The following is a 21,321-nucleotide window of genomic DNA, read 5'->3' as shown; positions in this document are numbered from 1 at the left end:
AACTGATGGATTGATAAAAAATATTATGAAATATAAAGTAAACGAAAAAGGATATTACGGAGATTTTGGTGGAGCATACATCCCGGAGATGCTTTATCCAAACGTAGAAGAGTTACGTCAAAATTATTTAAAGATTATTGATGATGCCGGTTTCCAAAAAGAATTTCATCAATTATTAAAAGATTATGTAGGCCGCCCTTCACCGTTGTATTTGGCGAAACGGTTGTCGGAAAAGTATGGCGCAAATATTTTTTTAAAGCGGGAAGACCTAAACCATACAGGTGCACATAAAATTAACAACACAATCGGGCAGATTTTGCTGGCCGAGAAGCTTGGTAAAAAAAGGATTATCGCCGAAACAGGCGCAGGTCAGCATGGTGTGGCAACAGCAACGGTGTGTGCATTACGTAATCTGGAATGTGTAATCTACATGGGCGAAGTCGACATTGAACGCCAGGCACCAAACGTTGCCCGCATGAAAATGTTAGGCGCTAAAGTAGTTCCTGCAAGTTCGGGTAGCAAAACACTGAAAGATGCAACAAACGAAGCGATGCGAGATTGGATAAACAATCCTGTTGATACACACTACATCATTGGTTCTGTGGTTGGGCCGCATCCTTATCCGGATATGGTTGCGATTTTCCAATCCATAATTTCTGAAGAAACTAAAAAACAGCTTTTAGAGCAAACCGGTAGCGACCAGCCTGACTACGTTTTAGCCTGTGTTGGCGGTGGGAGCAATGCCATGGGCATGTTTTATCATTTTATGGATGATGAAAATGTTAAACTTGTAGCCGTTGAAGCAGCGGGGAGGGGCGTTTCAAGCGGGTTTTCTGCAGCGACTACCTACCTTGGCAAGGAAGGCGTTTTACACGGCAGCAGAAGTATTTTAATGCAAACCAACGACGGGCAGGTGGTAGAGCCGCATTCGGTTTCGGCGGGTTTGGATTATCCGGGAATTGGCCCTCAACATGCGCATTTGTTTAAAACCGGTCGAGGACAGTACGTTTCAATAACCGATGAAGAAAGCTTAGATGCAGGCTTGTTACTAACCCAGCTGGAAGGCATTATTCCGGCGATTGAAAGTGCTCATGCTTTAGCTCATCTGGGAAAAATGCAATTCAAAGGTGGCGAAAATGTAGTAGTTTGCCTATCTGGGCGGGGTGATAAGGATTTAGATACGTACATTAAATATTTCAACTTATAACAGCGTCGACATTGCAGGGTGTAAACAATTTTCCGGTGAGCAATTAAGATTCCCTGGGCCTTAACATGGCGAAAAATTAAAATCATGAATAGAATTAAAGAGCTCTTCGAGAAGAAGAAAAATATATTATCAATTTATTACACAGCGGGTTATCCAAATATTAGTGATACCATCGAAATTGCAGAGTTGTTGGAAAAACATGGCGCTGATATGCTCGAGATTGGATTTCCTTACTCTGATCCTGTTGCTGATGGACCGGTTATTCAAGCCAGTAGTAAACAATCTTTAGACCAGGGCATGACTTTGAAAGTGCTTTTTGAGCAGCTTAAAGACTTGCGCAAGCACGTAAAAATCCCGGTGTTGTTGATGGGTTATGTAAACCCGGTTTTGCAATTTGGTGTAGAAAATTTTTGCAATGCCTGCGCTGAAGTTGGCGTTGACGGTTGCATTGTTCCTGATTTACCGATGGTTGAATATGAGGAATTTTATAAAGGTTGTTTTGAAGAACATAATTTAAGCAACGTTTTCTTAATTACGCCTCAAACGGCTGATGAACGAATCCACAAAATTGATGGTTTGACCAATGGATTTATTTACCTCCTTTCATCGTCGGCAACAACCGGAAAAAATCTCGAAGTTGGAGATACGACAGCCCAATACTTCGGGAGAATTAAAGCTATGAACCTTAAAAACCCAACCATGATTGGTTTTGGTATTAGCGACAGGAAAACGTTCGATAAAGCCTGTTCTTATGCTAACGGAGCCATTATTGGTACTGCTTTCGTTAAAGCAATAGAAAATGGCAACTTGGAGGAAAGTGTAAGTAACTTTATGAAGGAATTTAAAGGATAAGAATTAGTAAAATTATTGTGTGGGAAGCTTATTTTCTTTGTTAGTTTCCTGCAATCTCTTTTATTTTTAAACCCGACCGAAATGGAAATACTTTTTCCGTTACCATCGTCAAATTTTGCTATGCCCTTAGAAATTAAAGACAAATTTGCATTACTGCACAACAGAAGTTGAAAAAGATTGTAATAAAGGGCGGGAGCGCTGTTACAAAAAAGCGACAGACATTGCTTTCCAAAAACACAAAATCTCCAAAAAAATCAATTTTCGAATGACAGTAGAAATATCTGATGGATTTAAGTTCCACAGAATACGGCTTTAAAGCATTTTAAATACACATTTTTTAAAGGCCAATTTGATTTGACAATTCGATGATTCTAGATTTCTGAAATGGTTTTACATTTGCTTAACGGTGTTAGATTATTTACACCTAATAATTCCAGTCATGGGAAGTAAAGAAAGAATTCTACGTTTGAAAGAAGAAACCAGAACAAGCATTCTGGATGCCGCCTTGAATATTGTTCAAACAGAGGGTTGGCAGGCTTTGAGTATGCGTAAAATTGCAGACCAGATTGAGTACACTGCGCCAATTATTTACGAATATTTTTCTAACAAAGAAGGAATTTTGCTGGAACTCACCAGAAGAGGTTATCAAATGTTGGGCAAAGACATTCGTGAGGCACGCGACAAGCATGAAAATCCTGAAGATAAAATGGAGGCCATGTGGGTGGCGTATTGGAACTTTGCATTTGCCCACAAAGAGTTTTACCAATTGATGTACGGCGTAGATATGGTGTGTTGCAATGTGAAAAGCACCATGCCTGAGGCTGAAACGGTTAGTTCTATGCTGGGTGATGTTATTGAATCGCTGTTTGAAAAAAAACCAGTTTCTGATAACGATATCTGCATGAAATATTACACTTACTGGTCTATTATCCATGGCTTGATATCCATTAACCTTGTGCGGCCTAACGGCAGAACAACAGACGAACTAAACCAACAAATTTTAAAGGATGCTATAAAAGGCATTACCTTATCTATAAACAGCTAATTTTTTTTACCCTGTAATTTAACACTGTTAGATTATTTATACATCATAAATCCACAATTAATTATATTCATATGAATGCTATCCACCGTTTGTTTATTTTACTTAACAGTGTTAAACAATTTAATAATGTTAAGTTAACGTTAATTATTTTATCATTTTCTGTTTTTCTAGCAAGTTGTAAATCGGCTCCAGACCAAGCTGCGGCTGCGCCACCGCCGCCGGTTTTGCCTGTGAGCACGGTAAATGCAAGTGCTGAAACCACATATATTGAGTATCCTGCATCAATTCAAGGGGCTGTAGATATTGACGTTCGCCCTCAGGTGAGCGGTTACCTGCAAAGTGTTTTGGTAAATGAAGGCGCTTTTGTTTCTGCCGGTCAAACGCTTTTCAAGATAAATGATAACCCATATCGTGAGGCCTTGAACAATGCAAAAGCAAGCTTACATGCCGCTGAGGCTGCGATTTTAAATGCCCAGCTGGAGGTTGATAAGTTAACTCCACTTGTTCAAAACAAGGTAGTTTCCGAGTTTCAGTTAAAAACAGCTAAAACTGCTTATAAGATTGCGCAGGCAAATGCCGAGCAGGCAAAGGCAAGTGTTGCCTCGGCCCAGATTAACCTGGGTTATACCAATGTAAAGGCAACCGTTAGCGGGTATATTGGCCGTATTCCCAAAAAACAGGGAAGTTTAGTTTCGCCAAGTGACCAGCTTGCTTTAACTCAGTTGTCAGACATCCACGAAGTGCATGTTTATTTTGCACTGGCGGAAAATGATTTCAACAGTTTTAACACTAACTACCCTGGCAAAACGCCTGCAGACCGAATTAAACATTTGCCTGCCGTAGAGCTCGTTTTAGCTGATAATTCTGTTTATCCAACAAAAGGAAAAATTGATATGATTGATGGTCAGTTTGATAAAAATACTGGCGCAATTACTTTGAGAGCAAGTTTTCCTAATGCCAGTGGTACTTTACGTTCAGGCAATACCGGCAAACTTCGCTTAGGTTTAAAGCATGATGACGCAATCTTAATTCCACAATCAGCTACTGTAGAAATGCAGGATAAAGTTTTCGTTTTTGCGCTAAAGAAAGGCAATAAGGTTAACAAAATGCCCATCACCGTTATCGGTAAAAGTGGCGATAATTATCTGATAAAAGACGGCGTAAAATCTGGCGACCAGATTGTACTCAGCGGTTTAGATCGTTTGCAGGAAGGTCAGGTGATTACCCCTGAAAAGGCTACAGACAAAGCTGCAAGCTTAAAAACTAAAAGCTAAACATTAAAGCAAAAGCTTAAAGTACATTTCAAGAACAAAAATAAAACTTAAAACAATGTTCAAAATATTTATACAAAGGCCTGTACTGGCAACCGTTATCTCCATTTTGTTGGTGATTTTAGGTGTACTCGGCCTTACTAAGTTGCCCTTGCAACAATTCCCTGATATTGCGCCACCCTCGGTTTTAGTTACTGCAGTTTATCCGGGTGCGAATGCCGAAACGGTTTTGCGTTCTGTAGCGCCATCGCTCGAAGAATCGATTAATGGTGTAGAAAACATGACTTACATGAGCTCTACGGCCAGTAATGATGGTTCATTAGCCATTACAGTATTCTTTAAATTAGGTACTAATGCAGATCAGGCAGCTGTAAATGTGCAAAATCGTGTAGCGCAGGCTACCAGTCAGCTCCCGGCAGAGGTAGTGCAGCAGGGCGTAACTACTGCTAAACAGCAGAACAGTTTTATTATGGCTATTGGTTTATACACCGATGACGAGAAAAAATACGACCAGACTTTTGTGGCAAATTACGCACAAATTAATATCATTCCTGAAATTAAACGTATACCAGGTGTAGGCTCGGCTGCAATTTTTGGCGGTGTAAAAGACTATTCGATGCGTGTGTGGTTAAACCCAACACAGATGGCCACTTATCAGGTTACGCCAAACGAAATTATGAAAGCGATCCAGGACAAGAGTTTGGAGGCTGCTCCTGGTAAATTTGGCGAGAAAAGTAAAGAAGTTTTTGAATACGTAATTAAATATAAAGGCAAATTAACCAAACCCGAAGAGTATGAAAATATAGCTATACGTGCCAATGCCGATGGTTCGATTCTACACTTGAAAGATGTGGCAAGAGTTGAACTTGGGGCTTATTCTTATAACAGCATTACCCGTTTAAATGGTAAAAAAGGTATTGTAATTGGAATTATTCAGTTGGCTGGTTCAAACTCCAACGATATCCAGGTTGCGATTAATAAGCTGATGGCTAAACAGGAAAAAACTTTTCCGGCCGGTATTAGAAAGAACATTTTTTACAGTACCAAAGTTTCATTAGATCAATCGATTGAACAGGTGGAGCATACCTTGGTAGAAGCGTTTATTCTGGTTTTCATTGTTGTATTTTTATTCCTGCAGGATTTCCGCTCAACTCTTATTCCGGCCATTGCAGTTCCGGTTGCTATTTTAGGAACCTTCTTTTTTATGCAGTTGTTTGGTTTTTCCATCAACTTATTAACGTTGTTTGCGTTAATTCTGGCCATTGGTATCGTGGTAGATGATGCGATTGTGGTAGTGGAAGCGGTGCATGCCAAAATGGAGCATAAGCATTTGGGCCCGAAAGCGGCCACACACGAGGCGATGCACGAAATCACCGGTGCCATCATTTCCATTACCCTTGTTATGGCGGCGGTATTTTTACCTGTCGGATTTATGGAAGGCTCTACCGGAGTTTTCTATCGCCAGTTTGCCTTTACTATGGCCATAGCGATTGTAATTTCCGCGGTGAACGCACTAACTTTAAGTCCGGCGCTTGCGGCCTTGTTCTTAAAAGACAATCATAAACCGCAGAGCGAAAACCCAGAGGTTAAACCAAATTTTAAACAAAGGTTTTTTAATGGTTTTAACCATAGTTTCAATTCCTTAACTAACCGCTATGTTGGCGGACTGAAATTTTTGGTTCGGCATAAATGGTTAAGTATGGGCGGTTTGGCTCTGATTACATTGGCCACAGTTTTTATGGTTAAGACCACACCGGCCGGCTTTATTCCGACAGAAGACCAAGGATTTATCGCCATTGCCGTAAACACGCCGTCAGGAACATCGTTGGATGGAACTCAAAAAGTAATGACAGAGGCAGAAACGCTATTAAGTAAACTCGATGCCTCAAGGGATGTAACTGCGATTTCGGGTTTCAACCTCCTTACCAATTCAACAAGTCCTTCTTCTGCAGTGGTTTTCGTACTGTTGAAACCGAATGAGGAACGCGGAGCGGTGAAAAACATTGAGGAAATTATGAATCAGGTTCGTGGGAAATTAGGTGCAATTTCTGGCGGAAGCTTCTTCGTATTTAGCTTTCCAACCGTTCCGGGATTTAGTAACGTGGAAGCGTTGGATATGGTACTGCAAGACAAAACAGGTGGTAAACTGGATAAATTCAGTGGTATTTCTCAGCAGTTTATCGGCGAGTTAATGAAACGCCCGGAAATTGCCGTCGCATTTACCAGTTTTAAGGCCGATTATCCGCAGTTGCAACTGGACATTAATGATGAAAAAGCCGACCAACTGGGCGTAAATGTTAAAGATATTTTGCAGACAATGCAGACCTATTTTGGTAGTGCCCAAGCGTCAGATTTTAACCGTTTTGGTAAATATTATCGTGTGGTTGTGCAGGCCGATGTTCAGGATAGGGCAGACCCATCCAGCATTGACAGGGTTTTTGTAAAAAGTAACCGCGGCGAAATGGTTCCGATTAATACTTTGGTAAAACTTAGTCGTATTTATGGTTCTGAAACAGCATCAAGGTACAATTTGTTCAATTCGATTTCCATCAATGCCATTCCAAAACCGGGCTTCAGTTCCGGACAGGCGATTAAAGCGATTGAAGAAGTTGCTGAAAAACACTTGCCTGCGGGTTATAGCTACGAATTCTCAGGCCAAACAAGAGAGGAAATTTCTTCAGGTGGGCAATCAACTGTGATATTTCTATTGTGTCTGGTATTTATTTACTTTTTACTATCGGCACAATACGAAAGTTACATCTTACCACTTGCCGTAATTTTATCCATCCCGGCTGGAATATTTGGTGTGTTCGTCGCCATCGGTTTAACAGGAATTCAAAATAATATTTATGTTCAGGTAGCACTGATAATGCTTATTGGTTTGCTCGCAAAAAATGCAATTTTAATTGTGGAGTTTGCGGTACAGCGTAGGCGTGCCGGCCAACCACTGGTTTCATCTGCTTTAGAAGCGGCAAAATCAAGGTTACGCCCAATTATTATGACTTCCCTTGCCTTCATTGTAGGCTTAATTCCAATGATGGGTGCTACTGGTCCGTCTGCTCAGGGTAACCACTCAATTAGTATCGGCGCAGCCGGAGGAATGATTTCAGGAGTAATTTTAGGTTTGTTCATCATTCCTGTACTCTTCGTTTTATTCCAGGCTGTTCAGGAAAAATTTTCAAAAAAATCACAAGAGGAGGTTCGTTCATATCACGAGGAACCGACTATAAATCACGAATTATATGAAACGGTTTAATATTTTTACCATCCTGCTCCTTGCGTTAATCTGGAGTGGATGTTCGGTTTCTAAAGATCTGGCTTTGCCAGAAAGTTTGGCGCCTAAAATGTTTAGAAACATGGCACCAAAAGATTCTTCAAGCATTGGCGATTTGCCTCTGAAGAATTTCATAAACGACCTTACCGTACAGAATTTAATTGATACGGCTTTGGTCAAGAACTACGATATGCAGATCGCGTTGAAGAACATTGATGCGGCCGAAGTGTTATTTAAACAATCTAAACTGGGTTATTTACCGGAGCTGAAATTGCAGGTTACAGCGAGCTCCAGTCGCCCATCTGATAACAGTTTAAACGGTTTAAGCCTTAATCAGTTTACTGGTTCTACCCATATTGAAGATTATAATGCAAACCTTGGTGTATTTTGGGAGGCTGACATCTGGGGCAAAATCCGCAACCAAAAAGCGGGTGCCTTAGCAAGTTTTTTGCAAACGGAAGAGGCTCGTGAAGCCGTTCAAACCCGTTTGGTTGCAAACGTTGCGCAAGGGTATTATAATCTGCTGATGTTGGATGCACAATTGGAAATCGCGAGGAAAAATTTAAAACTGAATGACAGCACTTTAAGAATTATTAACCTGCAGTTTGATGCTGGTCAGGTAACTTCGCTGGCCATTCAGCAGGCAGAGGCGCAACAGCTAAATGCGGCGCAACTGATTCCCCGCCTGGAGCAAAATGTAGCGTTACAGGAAAATGCCCTAAGCGTTTTAATTGGTACTTTACCGAAATCGATTAACCGTACAAATCGCTTAGATAAAATGGCAATACCTCAGGATTTAAATGCAGGGTTTCCATCAGCATTGCTTAGTCGCAGGCCCGACATTAAATCCGCAGAACTTGCTTTGAATGTTGCGAATGCTAAAGTTGGCGTTGCAACAGCAAGTCTGTACCCATCTCTGGTCATCAGTGCAAGCGGAGGCATTAATTCTTTTAAAGCAAGCAACTGGTTTAGTATGCCGGCCTCGTTATTTGGGTTGGTTTCTGGTGGCATTACACAGCCGATTTTTCAACGAGGTCAGCTTAAATCCAACTTGGAGCTTGCCAAAATTGACAGAGAAAAAACTGTTATTCAATTTCGCCAATCGGTAATCAATGCAGTAGGCGAAGTTTCTGACGAGTTAACGAAAGTAGAAAAACTGAAAGCCCAATACAGCATTGCTGAAAAAAGAGCGCAGACATTACAACAGGCTTCAAAAAATGCGAGCTTACTATTTAAAAGCGGCATGGCTAATTATCTCGAAGTAATTACTGCCCAAGGCAATTTATTGCAAAGCGAGTTGGAACTAACCACCATCAAAACCGAGCAGCTGAACGCGGTTGTTGGCTTGTATAGGTCATTAGGCGGCGGTTGGAACTAATTCAGCATTCGTTACGAGTTAAATTGTTAACTATTCAAAATAAGTAATACCATATAAGGCATTAAACAAATGTGTTTACAGTTGCTGATGTCTTATATGGTTTCTCTAAGCTTTGCTTTGCGGCTACTTAAGCAGTCTCACAACATTTTTAAAGAAGCTTATCTGGTGTTATTGGTAACGATCTTATTCGCTTGCCCGTTGCATTAAAAACAGCGTTGGCTACAGCAGCAGCTACACCAACAATACCAACTTCGCCAATACCCTTTACACCCATTTTATTCGGGATAATATCTTGCTCGTTCACGAACATTGCATCCAAGTTACCGATATCGAGATTGCTTGGCACGTGATAGTCAGCAAAAGATCGCGTTGCAAAATTGCCATATCTGGGGTCGATTACGGATTCTTCTGTTAAAGCCATTCCAATTCCCCACACGTTGCCACCAATTATTTGTGACCTTGCTGTTTTAGGATTCAAAATTTTGCCTGCGCCTGTAACGGCCAGAAACCGGGTTACTTTAACCATTCCAGTAATCCCGTTTACCCTAACCTCAGCAAAGTTTGCATTGAAACTATGGGACGAAAATTTTTCGGCGTCGGCTGGTGCTTTTGAATTGGAACGCGTTTCAAATTCAGCGGTATTTTCTGAAATCATCAACTGTGCCGCTGTTGGGCGGACAAAAAATTGCTTTCCGGATTTGGCCAGCAATTCATGTGTTATTTTGGTACAGGCATCATTAACGGCGTTGGCAAAACTCGACGCACCAACAGAACCAACAGAACCTGCTGCCGGAGGTAAATCCGAGTCGCCAAGTTTAACGCTAATCTGTTCCACAGGTATGCTCAAACCATCTGCGGCGGTTTGCGCCAGTATTGTATGTGTTCCTGTGCCTAAATCAGAAGCAGCAATTTCAACGGTCGCATATACTTTTCTGTCTTTTAACTTAAGTTTAATTATTGCCGAACTTTCTCTTTGCCTTGCAGGATAGGTACCGCAGGCAACACCATAACCAATAAAATCATCGCCAACTTTGTTTGTTCCCGGCCCTAGTTTCCTCATGTTCCATCCAAACGCTTTGGCACCTTCCTGCAAACACTTAACGGTTGTTCTAGATGACCAGGGCTTTCCGTTTGAAGGGTCTTTTTCCGGTTCATTTTTTATCCTTAATTCTATCGGATCCATGTTAAGTTTATAAGCCAGTTCGTCCATTGCAGATTCCAGCGCAAAACTCCCAGTCGATTTTCCCGGGCCGCGGGTGTAGGTTGGTAAGATTAAATTCATCGGAACAACCCGATAACTTATCAGACTATTTGGAACAGCATACATTATCTTGGTGCAATCGCCGCAAGGCTCAATGTACTCGCTGTCTACAGCGGTGTGCGAAATGATCTCATGGGCCAAGGTTAGCAATTTACCTTCTTTTGTTGCACCGATGCTCAGCTTTTGAATGTTACGTTGCCTCAAACCCACCGAATTAAACATTTGCTGCCTGGTAAGTGCTAATTTAACTGGCCTTCCAACCATTTTTGCGGCCACAGCGGCTAACACCAGGTTTGCCCATTGTCCGCCTTTTGAACCAAAGCCGCCACCAATAAAAGGTGAAACAATTCGAACTTGTTCTGATTTTAAGTTTAGGGTTGCGGCTGCTGCGCTCTGAGCGCCGTTTATAATTTGTGAACCATTGTAAAGCGTTAACTTTTCACCTTCCCAAATTGCCATTGTAGAATGGGGTTCCATAGGATGGTGATGTTCTATTGGCGTTTCATAGGTTTCTTCTACTTTAACTTCTGCAGTATCGAGGGCCGATTTTCCGGCACCACGAACTAAATCAGCCAATTCTTTCCCTTTTGGCATCTCCGGCGTTTGTGCAAGTTTTTCGAAATCTATTTTTTCGGATTTCTTGGTGTATTCCACTTTAACCAAATGTGCTGCAGCGGTTGCCTGTTCAAAAGTTTCGGCTACAACCATACCAATGTGCTGGCCATGAAAAGTAATTTGAGGGCTTTGCAGCAAAGCGCCGCCCCTTAAACCGCCTTCGGGGTTTAGTTTCGGTGCATTCTCATGCGTAATCACTTTTAAAACGCCAGGATAACGTTCAGCTTCACTGGTATCGATTTTTTTAATTTCCCCGGCGGCGATGGTACTTTTAAACAATACCGCGTAGGCCATGTTTTTCGCAGGATAATCGGTAGCGTAGTTTGCTTTACCGGTAATTTTCAAAATCCCGTCAATGCGATCGATACCTTTACCGATAGATTTTTTGCTGTCTTCCATGCTAAATTTTATCTAACCTTTAAGCGCCATTTCTAGCGCATTAATCAGCGTTCTTTTGCCCATTTCTATTTTAAACTTGTTGTGCGAAAGTGCCTTTGCTCCGGCCATTTCTATTTCTGCGGCCTCGGTAAAGTTTGCTGTCGTCGCCACTTTACCTTTAAGAAATTCTTCTGCTTTCAGTGCTCTCCATGGCTTATGTGCAACGCCGCCCATTGCAATACCAGCAGATTGTATAATGTTCCCGCTCAGGTGTAGGCCCGCGGCAACTGAAATCAAGGCAAACGCGTACGAATTTCTATCCCGAACTTTAACGTATGCAGAATGCGTTGAAAAATTGTTTTTTGGTATCTCGATGGCTGTGATGAGTTCGCCATGCGTTAAGCTATTATCTCTCTCCGGATGATTTCCCGGTAGCAAATGAAAATCCCTGAATGCTATAGTACGTTCTGCTTTGCTATTTTGAACTTTAACAGTTGCATTTAAAGCAGCAAGTGCAACGGCCATATCAGAAGGATAAACGGCGACGCAATGTTCAGACCAGCCGAAAATTGCATGCATTCGATTGAACCCTTCAAGTGCTGCGCAACCGCTTCCGGGCACCCTTTTATTGCAGGGCATGGAAATATCGTAAAAATAACTACAACGTGTACGCTGAAGTAGATTGCCACCATTTGTTGCCATGTTTCTTATCTGAGCGGAGGCTCCGGCCAATATTGACTTACTTAACATTGGCAAGTTTGAACGCACCAATGGGTGATTTGCAGTATCGGTGTTTTTAGCAAGGGCTCCTAAAGAATACCCGCCTGTTGTTGCCTTAATTTCTTTTAGCTTGAGGTTTCCAATGTCGATAAGCTCATTAGGAAGCGCAACATGCTCCTTCATTAAATCAAGAAGGTTTGTTCCACCTCCCAAATATGCGGCTTCGGCATTTTTACTGAGCATGGTAACCGCTTGCTCCTGACTGGTAGCCGAAATAAACTTAAATGGTTTCATAGTTGCTTATTATTAATCCGTAAAAAGCCAGGTTTGAGGAACGTCTTTACCGGTTTGGGCTTCTTTAATTGCCGCAACAATGTTGGGGTATGCACCACAGCGACAAATATTTCCCGACATACGCTCTGAGATTTCTTCATCGGATAACATAAGAGGTTTTGCTTCAGCACTTATATTTTTAGTTACAAAACTAGCCTGGCCTTCCTTTGCTTCTTTCATCAACGCTACAGCAGAACAGATTTGCCCAGGTGTACAGAAGCCACACTGAAAGCCATCGTGTTTAAGAAATGTAGTTTGCATGGGATGGAGCTCATTACCTTTTGCCAGCCCTTCTATCGTGAGAACTGATTTACCCTGACAGGTGGCCGCTAAGGTGAGGCACGATAAAACGCGTTCACCATTTACGATAACAGTGCAAGCGCCACACTGGCCATGGTCGCAACCTTTTTTTGTTCCTGTTAAGCCAATTCTTTCGCGAAGCGTATCCAAAAGGGTCATTCTCGAATCAACCAGCACACTTCTAGTACCTGAATTTACTTTAAAAGTTACATTAACGCCATTTTCGATGGCCTCGGGTAGGAGATCAGGAATTTCATCTGGCGCCACCGGGCGAGCAAATAATTGTGTTGCGCCAAGTGTGTAACTAGCCAGTAAACCGGCGGTAGCCAAACCCATAAGCTTAACGAAATGACGCCGGTTAAAACCAGATTGGATGACTTCTTCCAGCTCTTCTGGCATTAAATCGCCGAATAGCTTTAATTCATCAGGGGTAAGTTGCGTTTTGTTTTGTTTCATGCTCCTGGCTTTTTGGAAATTTAAGCAGTTGGTATAGCGATTCTTCGATACACAAGATTGTAAACAGCAATGCTTGATTATGGTTTTTAGCTTCTTGTAAAAATCTTGTGCAACAATTGACTGGCACAGAACTTTTTAGCCCTAATATGATTCCTGCAGTTCGTTCACCAATAGAAACTCACCAAAGAACCGGCGTTTTAATAATGTTTGACAAACTCATTTTATTCTAAAAAGATGTGGGAATCGGAGTAAATAATATTCAACATCGCCTTATTTGCCTGCTTTAAGAATTATCTTTTTACATGGTTTTTTAATCAAAAATTCATATTTTTCCACCATCCTATTGTTATGCCCCATGATTACGTTAACCTAAATTTAAAACCATGGGAAAATTTGTAATCAAAAAAAGAACAAACGGCGAGTTCCAATTTAATCTTGATGCCGGTAACGGACAGCCAATTCTAGCAAGCGAGGGCTATGCATCAAAAGCTGGATGTGAAAGCGGTATTGATTCGGTAAGAGTTAATTCGTAGGATGACACGAAGTTCGATCGTAAAACAGCGGTTAGTGGTAAAGCCTATTTCAATCTTAAAGCGGCCAATGGACAAATAATTGGAACCAGCGAAATGTATGAAACATCAGCAGGCTGTGAAAATGGAATCAAATCGGTGGCAACAAACGCACCAGATGCGCCAGTTGAAGATACCACCACATAACCTAATTAAAAGACACACCTAATGATTAAAGGCGCCCCGTTTGGGGGCGCTTTTTTTTCGATTTTTTTAAATTTCAATTATGCTTACAATGGGTTACCATTGCCTGTATTGTTGAAGCTGGCCTAAAACTGGCGACTAATCCTCGAAGCTTACTAGGACCAAAAGGGGAGGTGCGTGGCATGTTTCCATGGTCCATCCAGGTAATACCATAAGTCTAATCCTTCAATTACAATCTTAAATGGTTCAAACGAAGAAGCAATTTCCTGAAGCAACTGCTTTGCATCTTCTGGTTTAACCTTATTTTGAATGGTAATATGTGGCCTGTAGCCTTGCTGATCTTGTAAGGAAAGCTGTGCTTGAAATTTATGCTTTAGTGAAGAACGAATTTGTAAAAGTTCTGGCGAGGAAAGAAAGTAGGCAACACCACGGCCGATACTTTTTATTTCACTAATGGTTGCTTCGAAAGGCTTTTCGAGCACTTGCTCCAAAATTTCGTAGGTTTCAGGGGCATCAGGCAATTTATGGAATAATGTCAGGTGTGCTTTCAAAAGATTGATTTCCTTAGGAAAATGCTGTTGACGCATCTTATCAAAAAACACCTGATTTTCAGAATCTATTCTTGCTGTTAATATTAAGGAACTCATTTCAGTTAGCTTGATAAGTTATGTTTTTTGTTAGGGAAATAAGGAGATTTACGCTATTAATTTAATGTACTCAAAATATTTGATTTTTGATTTACCGAAGCAAACTCCAATTATTTTACTTTAGAATTTACGATTATTATCTAAAGTTTCTCGCTTCTGGTATGGCTTTTTCTGATGCATCTTCCCTTACAAGCGTCCGTTTATTTTGCGCAGCAGGAAATGGTGCTCTTTCATCAGACCTTGAAAGGGTGAGTAAAGGCAGTTCTTCTTTTTCACCTTTGGTTAAGGAACGAAGCATTTTAGTAAGGTCGAAACAGCGTTGAACGATAATATGTACTACCTCACCTTCGCGTTGGAGTTTTCCTTCTACCATGAGGAGCCTGGCGCCAAGTATTTCTTTTCGGTATTTTTCGAACAGATGTTGAAAAACCACAAGATTGGCTACTCCGGTTTCATCTTCAATGGTGATGAAACAAACGCCTCCGGCAGTCCCAGGGCGTTGCCTTACCAGCACCAATCCGGCAACTTTTATCAGTCGTCCATCCCAGCTTTCAGCGGTTTCCTTTGTTGATAGAATTTTTAAAAGCTGCAATTTTTCGCGTACAAAACTTACCGGATGTGCCTTCAAGGATAGTGATGTAGTTGCATAATCCTGGACAACATGTTCAGAAACACTCATCAACGGTAATTCTATCTGTGTTTCTTTTTCAGTTTCTGAGGGTTGACCTTGAAAAAGAGCTATCGGTTTATCTGCAAGCGCTGAAACTTCCCACAGAGCCTGACGGCGGTCGAGGCCAATAGAACGAAAGGCATCTGCATCAGCCAAGCGCTCCAAGGTAGCTTGCGAAATGCCTTTGTCCATAAGTTCAGGGATGGTTCGGTAGTGCTGACTTCGGTTTTGGCTAAGCTTTTGCATTTCCTCTTCCCGGATGCCTTTAATCTGACGAAAGCCTAAACGAATTTTGTGGTATTTATCGTTTTTGCCTTCCAGTAAGTTATCCCATTCTGAAAAATTAATATCTACAGGCAATACTTCGACGCCATGGTTTTTGGCATCAATTACAATTTGCGCCGGCTGATAAAAACCCATTGGCATACTGTTTAACAAAGCTGTGGCAAATACATCAGGATAATAACATTTAAGCCAGCAGGAAACATAAACCAGAAGTGCGAAACTTGCAGCATGGCTTTCAGGGAAACCATAACTGCCAAAGCCTTCCAGCTGGCGGAATATCCTTTTCGCAAATTCCTCTGTGTAGCCTTTTGCCAGCATGCCATCGATAAGTTTTCGCTCAAATTGATTAACAAGTCCTTTGAATTTGAAAGTTGCCATACTCCGGCGTAATTCGTCGGCTTCTGTAGGTGTAAAGCCTGCAGCAACAATGGCTATTTTCATTGCCTGTTCCTGAAAAAGAGGAACACCTAAAGTACGTTTCAGTATTTCTTCCAGTTCTTCTGATGGGTATTCTACATTTTCCTCGTTATTTCTACGACGTAAGTAAGGATGCACCATGTCGCCCTGAATTGGTCCCGGGCGGACGATAGCCACCTCAATTACCAAATCATAAAAACATTTAGGCTTAAGGCGGGGCAACATGGATTGCTGGGCACGACTTTCGATTTGAAAAACACCAATAGTATCTGCATGACTAATCATTTCATACACCTTTGAATCGTCTTTTTCATTGATTTTTGCCAGACTAAGGTCGAGGTTATAATGCTGTTTAGCCAGGGTGAAAGCTTTACTGATGCAGGTTAGCATACCCAACGCCAGCACATCGATTTTCAAAAAACCGAGTGCATCAATATCGTCTTTATTCCACTCAATATTGGTACGGTCGGCCATTCGGGCATTAAGAATGGGGCAAAGATCCGTAAGTTTTCCCTGGGTAATTACAAAACCTCCAGTGTGCTGACCTAATTGTCTGGGAAAGCCCATCATTTGGCCGGTTAACTGCAATACTTTTTTAAGGTGGGGGTCTTTAGGATTTAAACCTGCTTCTATTATGCGCTCTGGCTCGAACCATTCATCGGTAAATTCCCAAATGGCAGAGGAAAGCTTGTTTACTGTATCAACAGATAAACCCATTGCCTTACCAACATCTCTAATGGCACCTTTTTGGTGCTGCTGCGTTACAGTAGCCACAATAGCAGCCCGGTCTCTTCCATATTTTTGATAGATGTATTGAATTACTTCCTCACGCCGTTCATGTTCAAAATCAACGTCAATATCAGGAGGTTCATTCCGTGCAGAAGAAATGAAGCGTTCGAAAAGCAGATCGAATTTAGTTGGATTTACAGAAGTGATGCCAAGGCAATAACAAACTGTAGAATTGGCAGCAGAACCCCGACCCTGGCAAAGAATACCCTTTGAGCGTGCGAATTTTACAATATCATAAACAGTGAGGAAATAAGAAGCATAATTCATTTCTTCCATAAATGCGAGTTCGTAACGGATATTATGCGCTATTTTATCAGGAATATTTTCGCCAAACATTTCGCTGGCACCAAGCCAGGTAAGGTGAATCAATTCTTGAAGTGGTGTCCGCCCTTCAGAGGTGATTTCTTCTGGATATACATAATTGAGACTATCAAGTGAAAAGGTGCAAGCTTGAGCAATGTTGTTCGAGTTTTCAATCGCGTGGGGATATTGAAGGAACAACCGTTGCATTTCTTCCACCGGCTTCAAGTGTCGTTCGGCATTTTGATGAAGCAAAAATCCTGCAGTGTGTATGGTGCATTTTTCTCGAACACAGGTTAAAATATCTTGCAGTTCTCTTCTTTCATGGTTATGGTAATGTACATCATTGGTGGCCGCAAGCGGAATTTGCAACGTTTTCGAGAGTTGCGAAAGGCGAAATATTCTTTTTTGGTCATCTCCCAGATAACTTTTTGAAACCGCAAGGTAAAGCTTATCACCCAACTCTTTTCGGTATTCTGCCAATTGCATTTTAAAATTATCTTCAAAATCGAAAAGGGTATTTAGCTTATCCGGCGGGATGGCAATAAATATGATGTCTTTAGCATGATCATAAACATCGGCTTTGTTAATGTGGCATTTTCCCTTTTCGGCTCTGCTGTTGCCGAGGCTAAGCAATGCAGATAGACGTCCGTATGCTTTAATATTTTTAGGATAGGCAAGCAATGAAGGCCCATCCAATAGGTCGAGCCGGCAGGCTGGAATAAAATCTATTCCAGCTTTTTTTGCTGCAACATGTGCACGTACAATCCCTGCCAGCGTATTTCTGTCGGTTACTGCTATTTTTTTATAACCATAAAAAGCTGCCTGTTCAACCAATTCTTCCGGATGCGAGGCGCCGCGTAAGAAACTGAAATTGCTTGTTACCTGTAGTTCACTGTATTGCATAATTTTTAAGCGAAAAAGCCATGAATAAACCAACCAGAAGGTTTCTCACCATTGTAATGGCCAGAACGGAACAGCCAATAGCGTTTCCCCGATTCATCTTCAACGGTGTAATAATCACGATGCTGACCTTCATCCAGCCACCATTCGCGTTCTATTCTTTCAGGTCCATCGGCTTTTTTTATTTTATGGGTTTGTTCTTTATAACGAAATAGCATTGGTGGGTAATCCGGAATCGGAGCAGTCACTTCAATTGCTTCAGGCTTGTTTAGCAGCTGAACCGGCCGTGGTCTGTCGTTCATCCATCCAATTTCAAGTTTCTCACTAAAAGAATTCACAGCTTTTATAGATCGCTCTGGCCAATATCTGGCCTGTGGCAGGTAGCGGTGAATAACAGAATTTCCTAATTTGCCTGCGAGCCGGTCTAATAATTCTGCCAAACACATTTCATCTAAGCCGCCTTCTTTTTGCCATAAAATTTCCTGCACAGGATTAAGTTCTTCTACTTTTGTGGCTTCCATAATGAATAGTTCTATACCCAAAGCAGGGGCAATGGAAGCAATTTTAAGTTCGAAAAGTTTAAATAAATGGCTCGGGTTGCTGTTAGGCATATTAGTGCCGATATTTACGCTAATAATTTTTCCATCAACACGGTAACAGTTTAAAGAGGCAGCCCTCAAACCCATACCATCATTGCTTAATTGTTTACAAAGTAATTCGAGCAAGTTTTTAATGGCAATTTCAATCCCTGTTGCAGTTCTAATGGGTTCTATACTCGGCAGGCGCTGCTCATAAGGTTGTGGTACCTGGATAGGCTTTATGTGTTCTTCTTCATCACCTAAAGCTCTGGCAATTTGCTGCAACATATTTTCGCCAAAACGCCTGCGCAACACAGACCGCGGCATGGAAATAAAGCTGTTTATGGTGTTTAACCCTAACTTATTTAATTTCTGCAAGGTTATATTTTCTAACTGGAGTGCCGCGGGTGGTAAGGGTAATAAAGCTTCGTGTTGTTTTTTGCTTTTTACAATAGGGCTAATGTTTCCATAATGTGCTACGGCACGTGCAGCACCGATTGTGTCGGCAATTGCACCACGAACATCGTAACCAAGATTGCGCAGCCGGTTAATTATTTCTTTATAATATCCTGCTTCACCACCCCATAAATGTGTGCAACCGCTAATATCAAATATCAATCCGCAAGGCAAATCTACAGCTACAATTGGTGTGTAACGAATACACCATTTACCCAGGGCTTTTAAAAGCCGCTCATTTTGTTTAGGGATTTCCTGAAAAACTTCTAAATCCGGTAGGATAGCCATAGCATCTGCTAGCGGCATTCCGATGAAAATGCCTTGCTTTTGTGCATTATTATTACATGCGGAGACTACTACGCGATTTGCTACAGTCGATTTAAAAACAAAGGATTTATCCTTAAGCTCAGGTTTGCGTAAAGTCATCCGGTTTGCCAGTAAATACCTGAACCATATCGTCATATATCTTTTTTCCATGCTAAACTGCTTTAGAAAAGTTTATAGTCTCAACAACTGGTTGTGTACTTAAAATCTTGAAATTATCTGCAAACCATTGAACAGTCCATTTTCCGGGTTTTCCATTTTTTACTTTCAACAGTTCAACACTCCAGGTTGGAAAACCCAAACCCGGAAGTTCATCTTCAGCAGCTGTGGGCAATGGCGATACTTTCCAGCGTGCCGCACAAGGGCTTGCTGTCATTCTTTCCTCATTCCTTCTGAGGATAAAACCAGTTACCTTACTTTGCTCTACAGCAAGTTGAAGCCTGCGAGATTGCGTGAAACTCAGGTCGCTTATTTCGGCAATTACCGCTGCAAGGCCATTACATTTTAGGGCTTCCTCCGTTGCCCAAAGTACATCTGTTTCTTTATTTACATCAATGAAGATAATCCTGTCTGGCTCGATGCCAAAACTTTTCAATGCCGGGGGAAATAAATTTCGATTGGTAGAAACCCATATCATCGGACTACCTTTTGCAGAAAGTGTTTTTAATAATCCGCTTATAAAGCCGGCACTGGCAGCATGATCTTCATTAGCCATGCAAAGAAATTCATGTATTGCGCCAGTCGGGAATACCGAATTTGGAAACGAATCCTCAATCTTTTGCAAACCAAAATTAATACCGCCCGATTTACCTGCTACGCTAAAGCCCTGCATGCGGAAAATTTCTTTCCGAAGATGTTCAATCAGGTTTTTTTTAGTAGGCATCATATGCTATCATTATTATAAACCACAAAATGGTTTTCTTTTAAGGAGATAACAAATATAATGCTAAAAATATTAGTAATTCAAAAAAAGTTTTGCACTTTTGTTTTATGGAACAGTTAAGTTTTTTTGCCGAAAGCGGACAAACGAAAGGCTTGCCAAATGATGTACTTGAGTACCATGAAGGATTTATTGATGCCTTTCAAAGCGATATGTTATTATCTCATTTACTGGTATATACGCCATGGAAACAAAAGATTTTGCGTTATTATGATAAGGAAGTTATAACGCCAAGATTAAGTGCATGGTACGGTGATGGCGAAGAAATTGATTATGCAGCCTTGGGTAAATCGATTCCTGTAAACTGGACTCCGGCACTTCTAAAACTAAAAAAATTAGTTGAACCGGTTGCAGGTATTTCATTTAATAGTGTCCTCTTAAATTATTATCGTGATGGGCAAGATTCCGTAACCTGGCATAGCGATAATGAAACAGTAATGGGTTCCCACCCTGTTATTGCCTCCTTATCTTTTGGACAAGTACGGTCTTTCGATATCCGGTTGAAATCAAATCATCAGGAGAAATACTCAGTTAGACTTGGTCATGGCTCATTATTAATTATGAAGGGCGACCTTCAACAGAAATGGGATCGTCGTATTGCTAAATCAAAAAAAAACATGAAGCCGAGAATTAACCTCACTTTCAGGCACATCATTAAACCTTTTACCAATGATTAAGTTTCAATACATATATGAAGATTCGGGCACAGATTTGGGTTTAAGTGCCTGTATTTTGATACAGGAGAATTCAGAAAGTCCGTTTTTAATTTTGGATGATGATGAAATTTTGGGCCAATTAGATATAGAAACTGGTTGTTGGCATAGTGATAATGTAAGACTGGAACAAGAATTCATCAAATCAGTAAGTCGTTTTATTAAAGCACAGCAGTTTTTGAAACTTCCTAAAAAAATTAGAGACAGGTGGCCTGATGAAGTCCAGGAGGTTATTGTTAAGTCTGAATCTGCTTATCTGGTGGTTACCAAACCTGGAATCAACTTCATTTCTTTTGAAAAAATTTTTAGAAATTTTATTGAGGAATTAGTCAAGGACGAGTGGGAGGTAGTTTTTGAGGTTTTCTCTGCTAATTTTGATGATGACTTCGTTGTAAAAGTTAAAATCTAATCGCTAAAAGTAATCATTAAAAACAGCCGGAATCGAAAAAATAAATCTTATTGTTAAGGTAAATTATTAAAAAAGCCGCAAATCAGA

Annotated in this window: 16 protein-coding genes and 1 pseudogene; 10 read left to right on the top strand and 7 right to left on the bottom strand. The window is 41.1% G+C overall.

Going from position 1 to position 21,321, the window contains the following annotated elements:
- The first annotated feature begins 25 nt into the window (after window positions 1-25).
- From trpB to ASG14_RS07825, 6 genes are all read left to right on the top strand, one after another.
- Window positions 26-1,207: a tryptophan synthase subunit beta gene (gene trpB, locus ASG14_RS07850; protein ID WP_200940330.1), complete on the top strand. Its 1,182-nt coding sequence runs from the start codon at window positions 26-28 to the stop codon at window positions 1,205-1,207.
- A gap of 84 nt (window positions 1,208-1,291) precedes the next feature.
- The gene (trpA, locus tag ASG14_RS07845) at window positions 1,292-2,059 is read left to right on the top strand and encodes a tryptophan synthase subunit alpha (protein WP_056870529.1); all 768 of its coding nucleotides are present in this window, start codon (window positions 1,292-1,294) and stop codon (window positions 2,057-2,059) included.
- Window positions 2,060-2,498: 439 nt separating this feature from the next.
- On the top strand, window positions 2,499-3,104 hold the full coding sequence (locus tag ASG14_RS07840) for a TetR/AcrR family transcriptional regulator (protein WP_056870528.1): 606 nt from the start codon (window positions 2,499-2,501) through the stop codon (window positions 3,102-3,104).
- A gap of 71 nt (window positions 3,105-3,175) precedes the next feature.
- Window positions 3,176-4,378, top strand: coding sequence for an efflux RND transporter periplasmic adaptor subunit (locus ASG14_RS07835; protein ID WP_056870527.1), 1,203 nt, complete (start codon window positions 3,176-3,178; stop codon window positions 4,376-4,378).
- Between the two features lie 55 nt (window positions 4,379-4,433).
- A complete protein-coding gene (locus tag ASG14_RS07830; protein ID WP_056870526.1) occupies window positions 4,434-7,631 on the top strand; it encodes an efflux RND transporter permease subunit in 3,198 nt (1,065 codons plus the stop codon).
- On the top strand, window positions 7,618-9,027 hold the full coding sequence (locus tag ASG14_RS07825; protein ID WP_056870525.1) for an efflux transporter outer membrane subunit: 1,410 nt from the start codon (window positions 7,618-7,620) through the stop codon (window positions 9,025-9,027). The genes ASG14_RS07830 and ASG14_RS07825 overlap by 14 nt, the downstream gene beginning before the upstream one ends.
- Window positions 9,028-9,175: 148 nt before the next feature.
- Here the strand turns inward: ASG14_RS07825 and ASG14_RS07820 are convergent, their stop codons facing one another.
- The 3 genes from ASG14_RS07820 to ASG14_RS07810 are packed head-to-tail and all read right to left on the bottom strand — an operon-like array spanning window position 9,176 to window position 13,090.
- Window positions 9,176-11,302, bottom strand: coding sequence for a xanthine dehydrogenase family protein molybdopterin-binding subunit (locus ASG14_RS07820; protein WP_056870524.1), 2,127 nt, complete (start codon window positions 11,300-11,302; stop codon window positions 9,176-9,178).
- 12 nt (window positions 11,303-11,314) lie between these two features.
- A complete protein-coding gene (locus ASG14_RS07815; protein ID WP_056870523.1) occupies window positions 11,315-12,295 on the bottom strand; it encodes a xanthine dehydrogenase family protein subunit M in 981 nt (326 codons plus the stop codon).
- Between the two features lie 12 nt (window positions 12,296-12,307).
- Window positions 12,308-13,090 (bottom strand): 2Fe-2S iron-sulfur cluster-binding protein, encoded by a 783-nt coding sequence (locus ASG14_RS07810; protein ID WP_056870522.1) that lies wholly within the window; start codon window positions 13,088-13,090, stop codon window positions 12,308-12,310.
- Between the two features lie 383 nt (window positions 13,091-13,473).
- Here ASG14_RS07810 and ASG14_RS20515 point away from each other — a divergent pair, with 383 nt between their 5' ends.
- A complete protein-coding gene (locus ASG14_RS20515) occupies window positions 13,474-13,623 on the top strand; it encodes a DUF1508 domain-containing protein (protein WP_235528541.1) in 150 nt (49 codons plus the stop codon).
- Window positions 13,624-13,668: 45 nt separating this feature from the next.
- Window positions 13,669-13,806 (top strand): annotated as a pseudogene (locus ASG14_RS20510) (YegP family protein); the annotation flags it as partial.
- A 152-nt stretch (window positions 13,807-13,958) separates the two neighbouring features.
- Here the strand turns inward: ASG14_RS20510 and ASG14_RS07800 are convergent.
- The 4 genes from ASG14_RS07800 to ASG14_RS07785 form a co-directional block, all read right to left on the bottom strand.
- Window positions 13,959-14,450 carry a 2'-5' RNA ligase family protein gene (locus ASG14_RS07800; protein ID WP_056870521.1) on the bottom strand — a complete coding sequence of 164 codons (492 nt, stop codon included), beginning with the start codon at window positions 14,448-14,450 and terminating at the stop codon, window positions 13,959-13,961.
- Between the two features lie 136 nt (window positions 14,451-14,586).
- Window positions 14,587-17,817, bottom strand: a complete 3,231-nt coding sequence (locus ASG14_RS07795; RefSeq protein WP_056870520.1) for an error-prone DNA polymerase — start codon at window positions 17,815-17,817, stop codon at window positions 14,587-14,589.
- A 5-nt stretch (window positions 17,818-17,822) separates the two neighbouring features.
- Entirely contained in the window at window positions 17,823-19,325 is a 1,503-nt protein-coding gene (locus ASG14_RS07790) for a DNA polymerase Y family protein (protein WP_056870519.1), read from the bottom strand.
- Between the two features lies 1 nt (window position 19,326).
- On the bottom strand, window positions 19,327-20,058 hold the full coding sequence (locus ASG14_RS07785) for an ImuA family protein (protein WP_056870518.1): 732 nt from the start codon (window positions 20,056-20,058) through the stop codon (window positions 19,327-19,329).
- A gap of 104 nt (window positions 20,059-20,162) precedes the next feature.
- Between ASG14_RS07785 and ASG14_RS07780 the strand changes: the two genes are divergently transcribed.
- Together ASG14_RS07780 and ASG14_RS07775 are read left to right on the top strand one after the other, a co-directional pair.
- Window positions 20,163-20,789 (top strand): alpha-ketoglutarate-dependent dioxygenase AlkB, encoded by a 627-nt coding sequence (locus tag ASG14_RS07780; RefSeq protein WP_056870517.1) that lies wholly within the window; start codon window positions 20,163-20,165, stop codon window positions 20,787-20,789.
- Complete coding sequence (locus ASG14_RS07775; RefSeq protein WP_056870516.1) at window positions 20,782-21,234, top strand: hypothetical protein; 453 nt, start codon at window positions 20,782-20,784, stop codon at window positions 21,232-21,234. The genes ASG14_RS07780 and ASG14_RS07775 overlap by 8 nt, the downstream gene beginning before the upstream one ends.
- Window positions 21,235-21,321: the final 87 nt, after the last annotated feature.

The organism is Pedobacter sp. Leaf194, assembly GCF_001423945.1.
In the GTDB taxonomy this organism is placed as follows: Bacteria; Bacteroidota; Bacteroidia; order Sphingobacteriales; family Sphingobacteriaceae; genus Pedobacter.
Note: the sequence above shows the minus strand (reverse complement) of the source record. Positions and strands in the feature narration are given on the sequence as shown.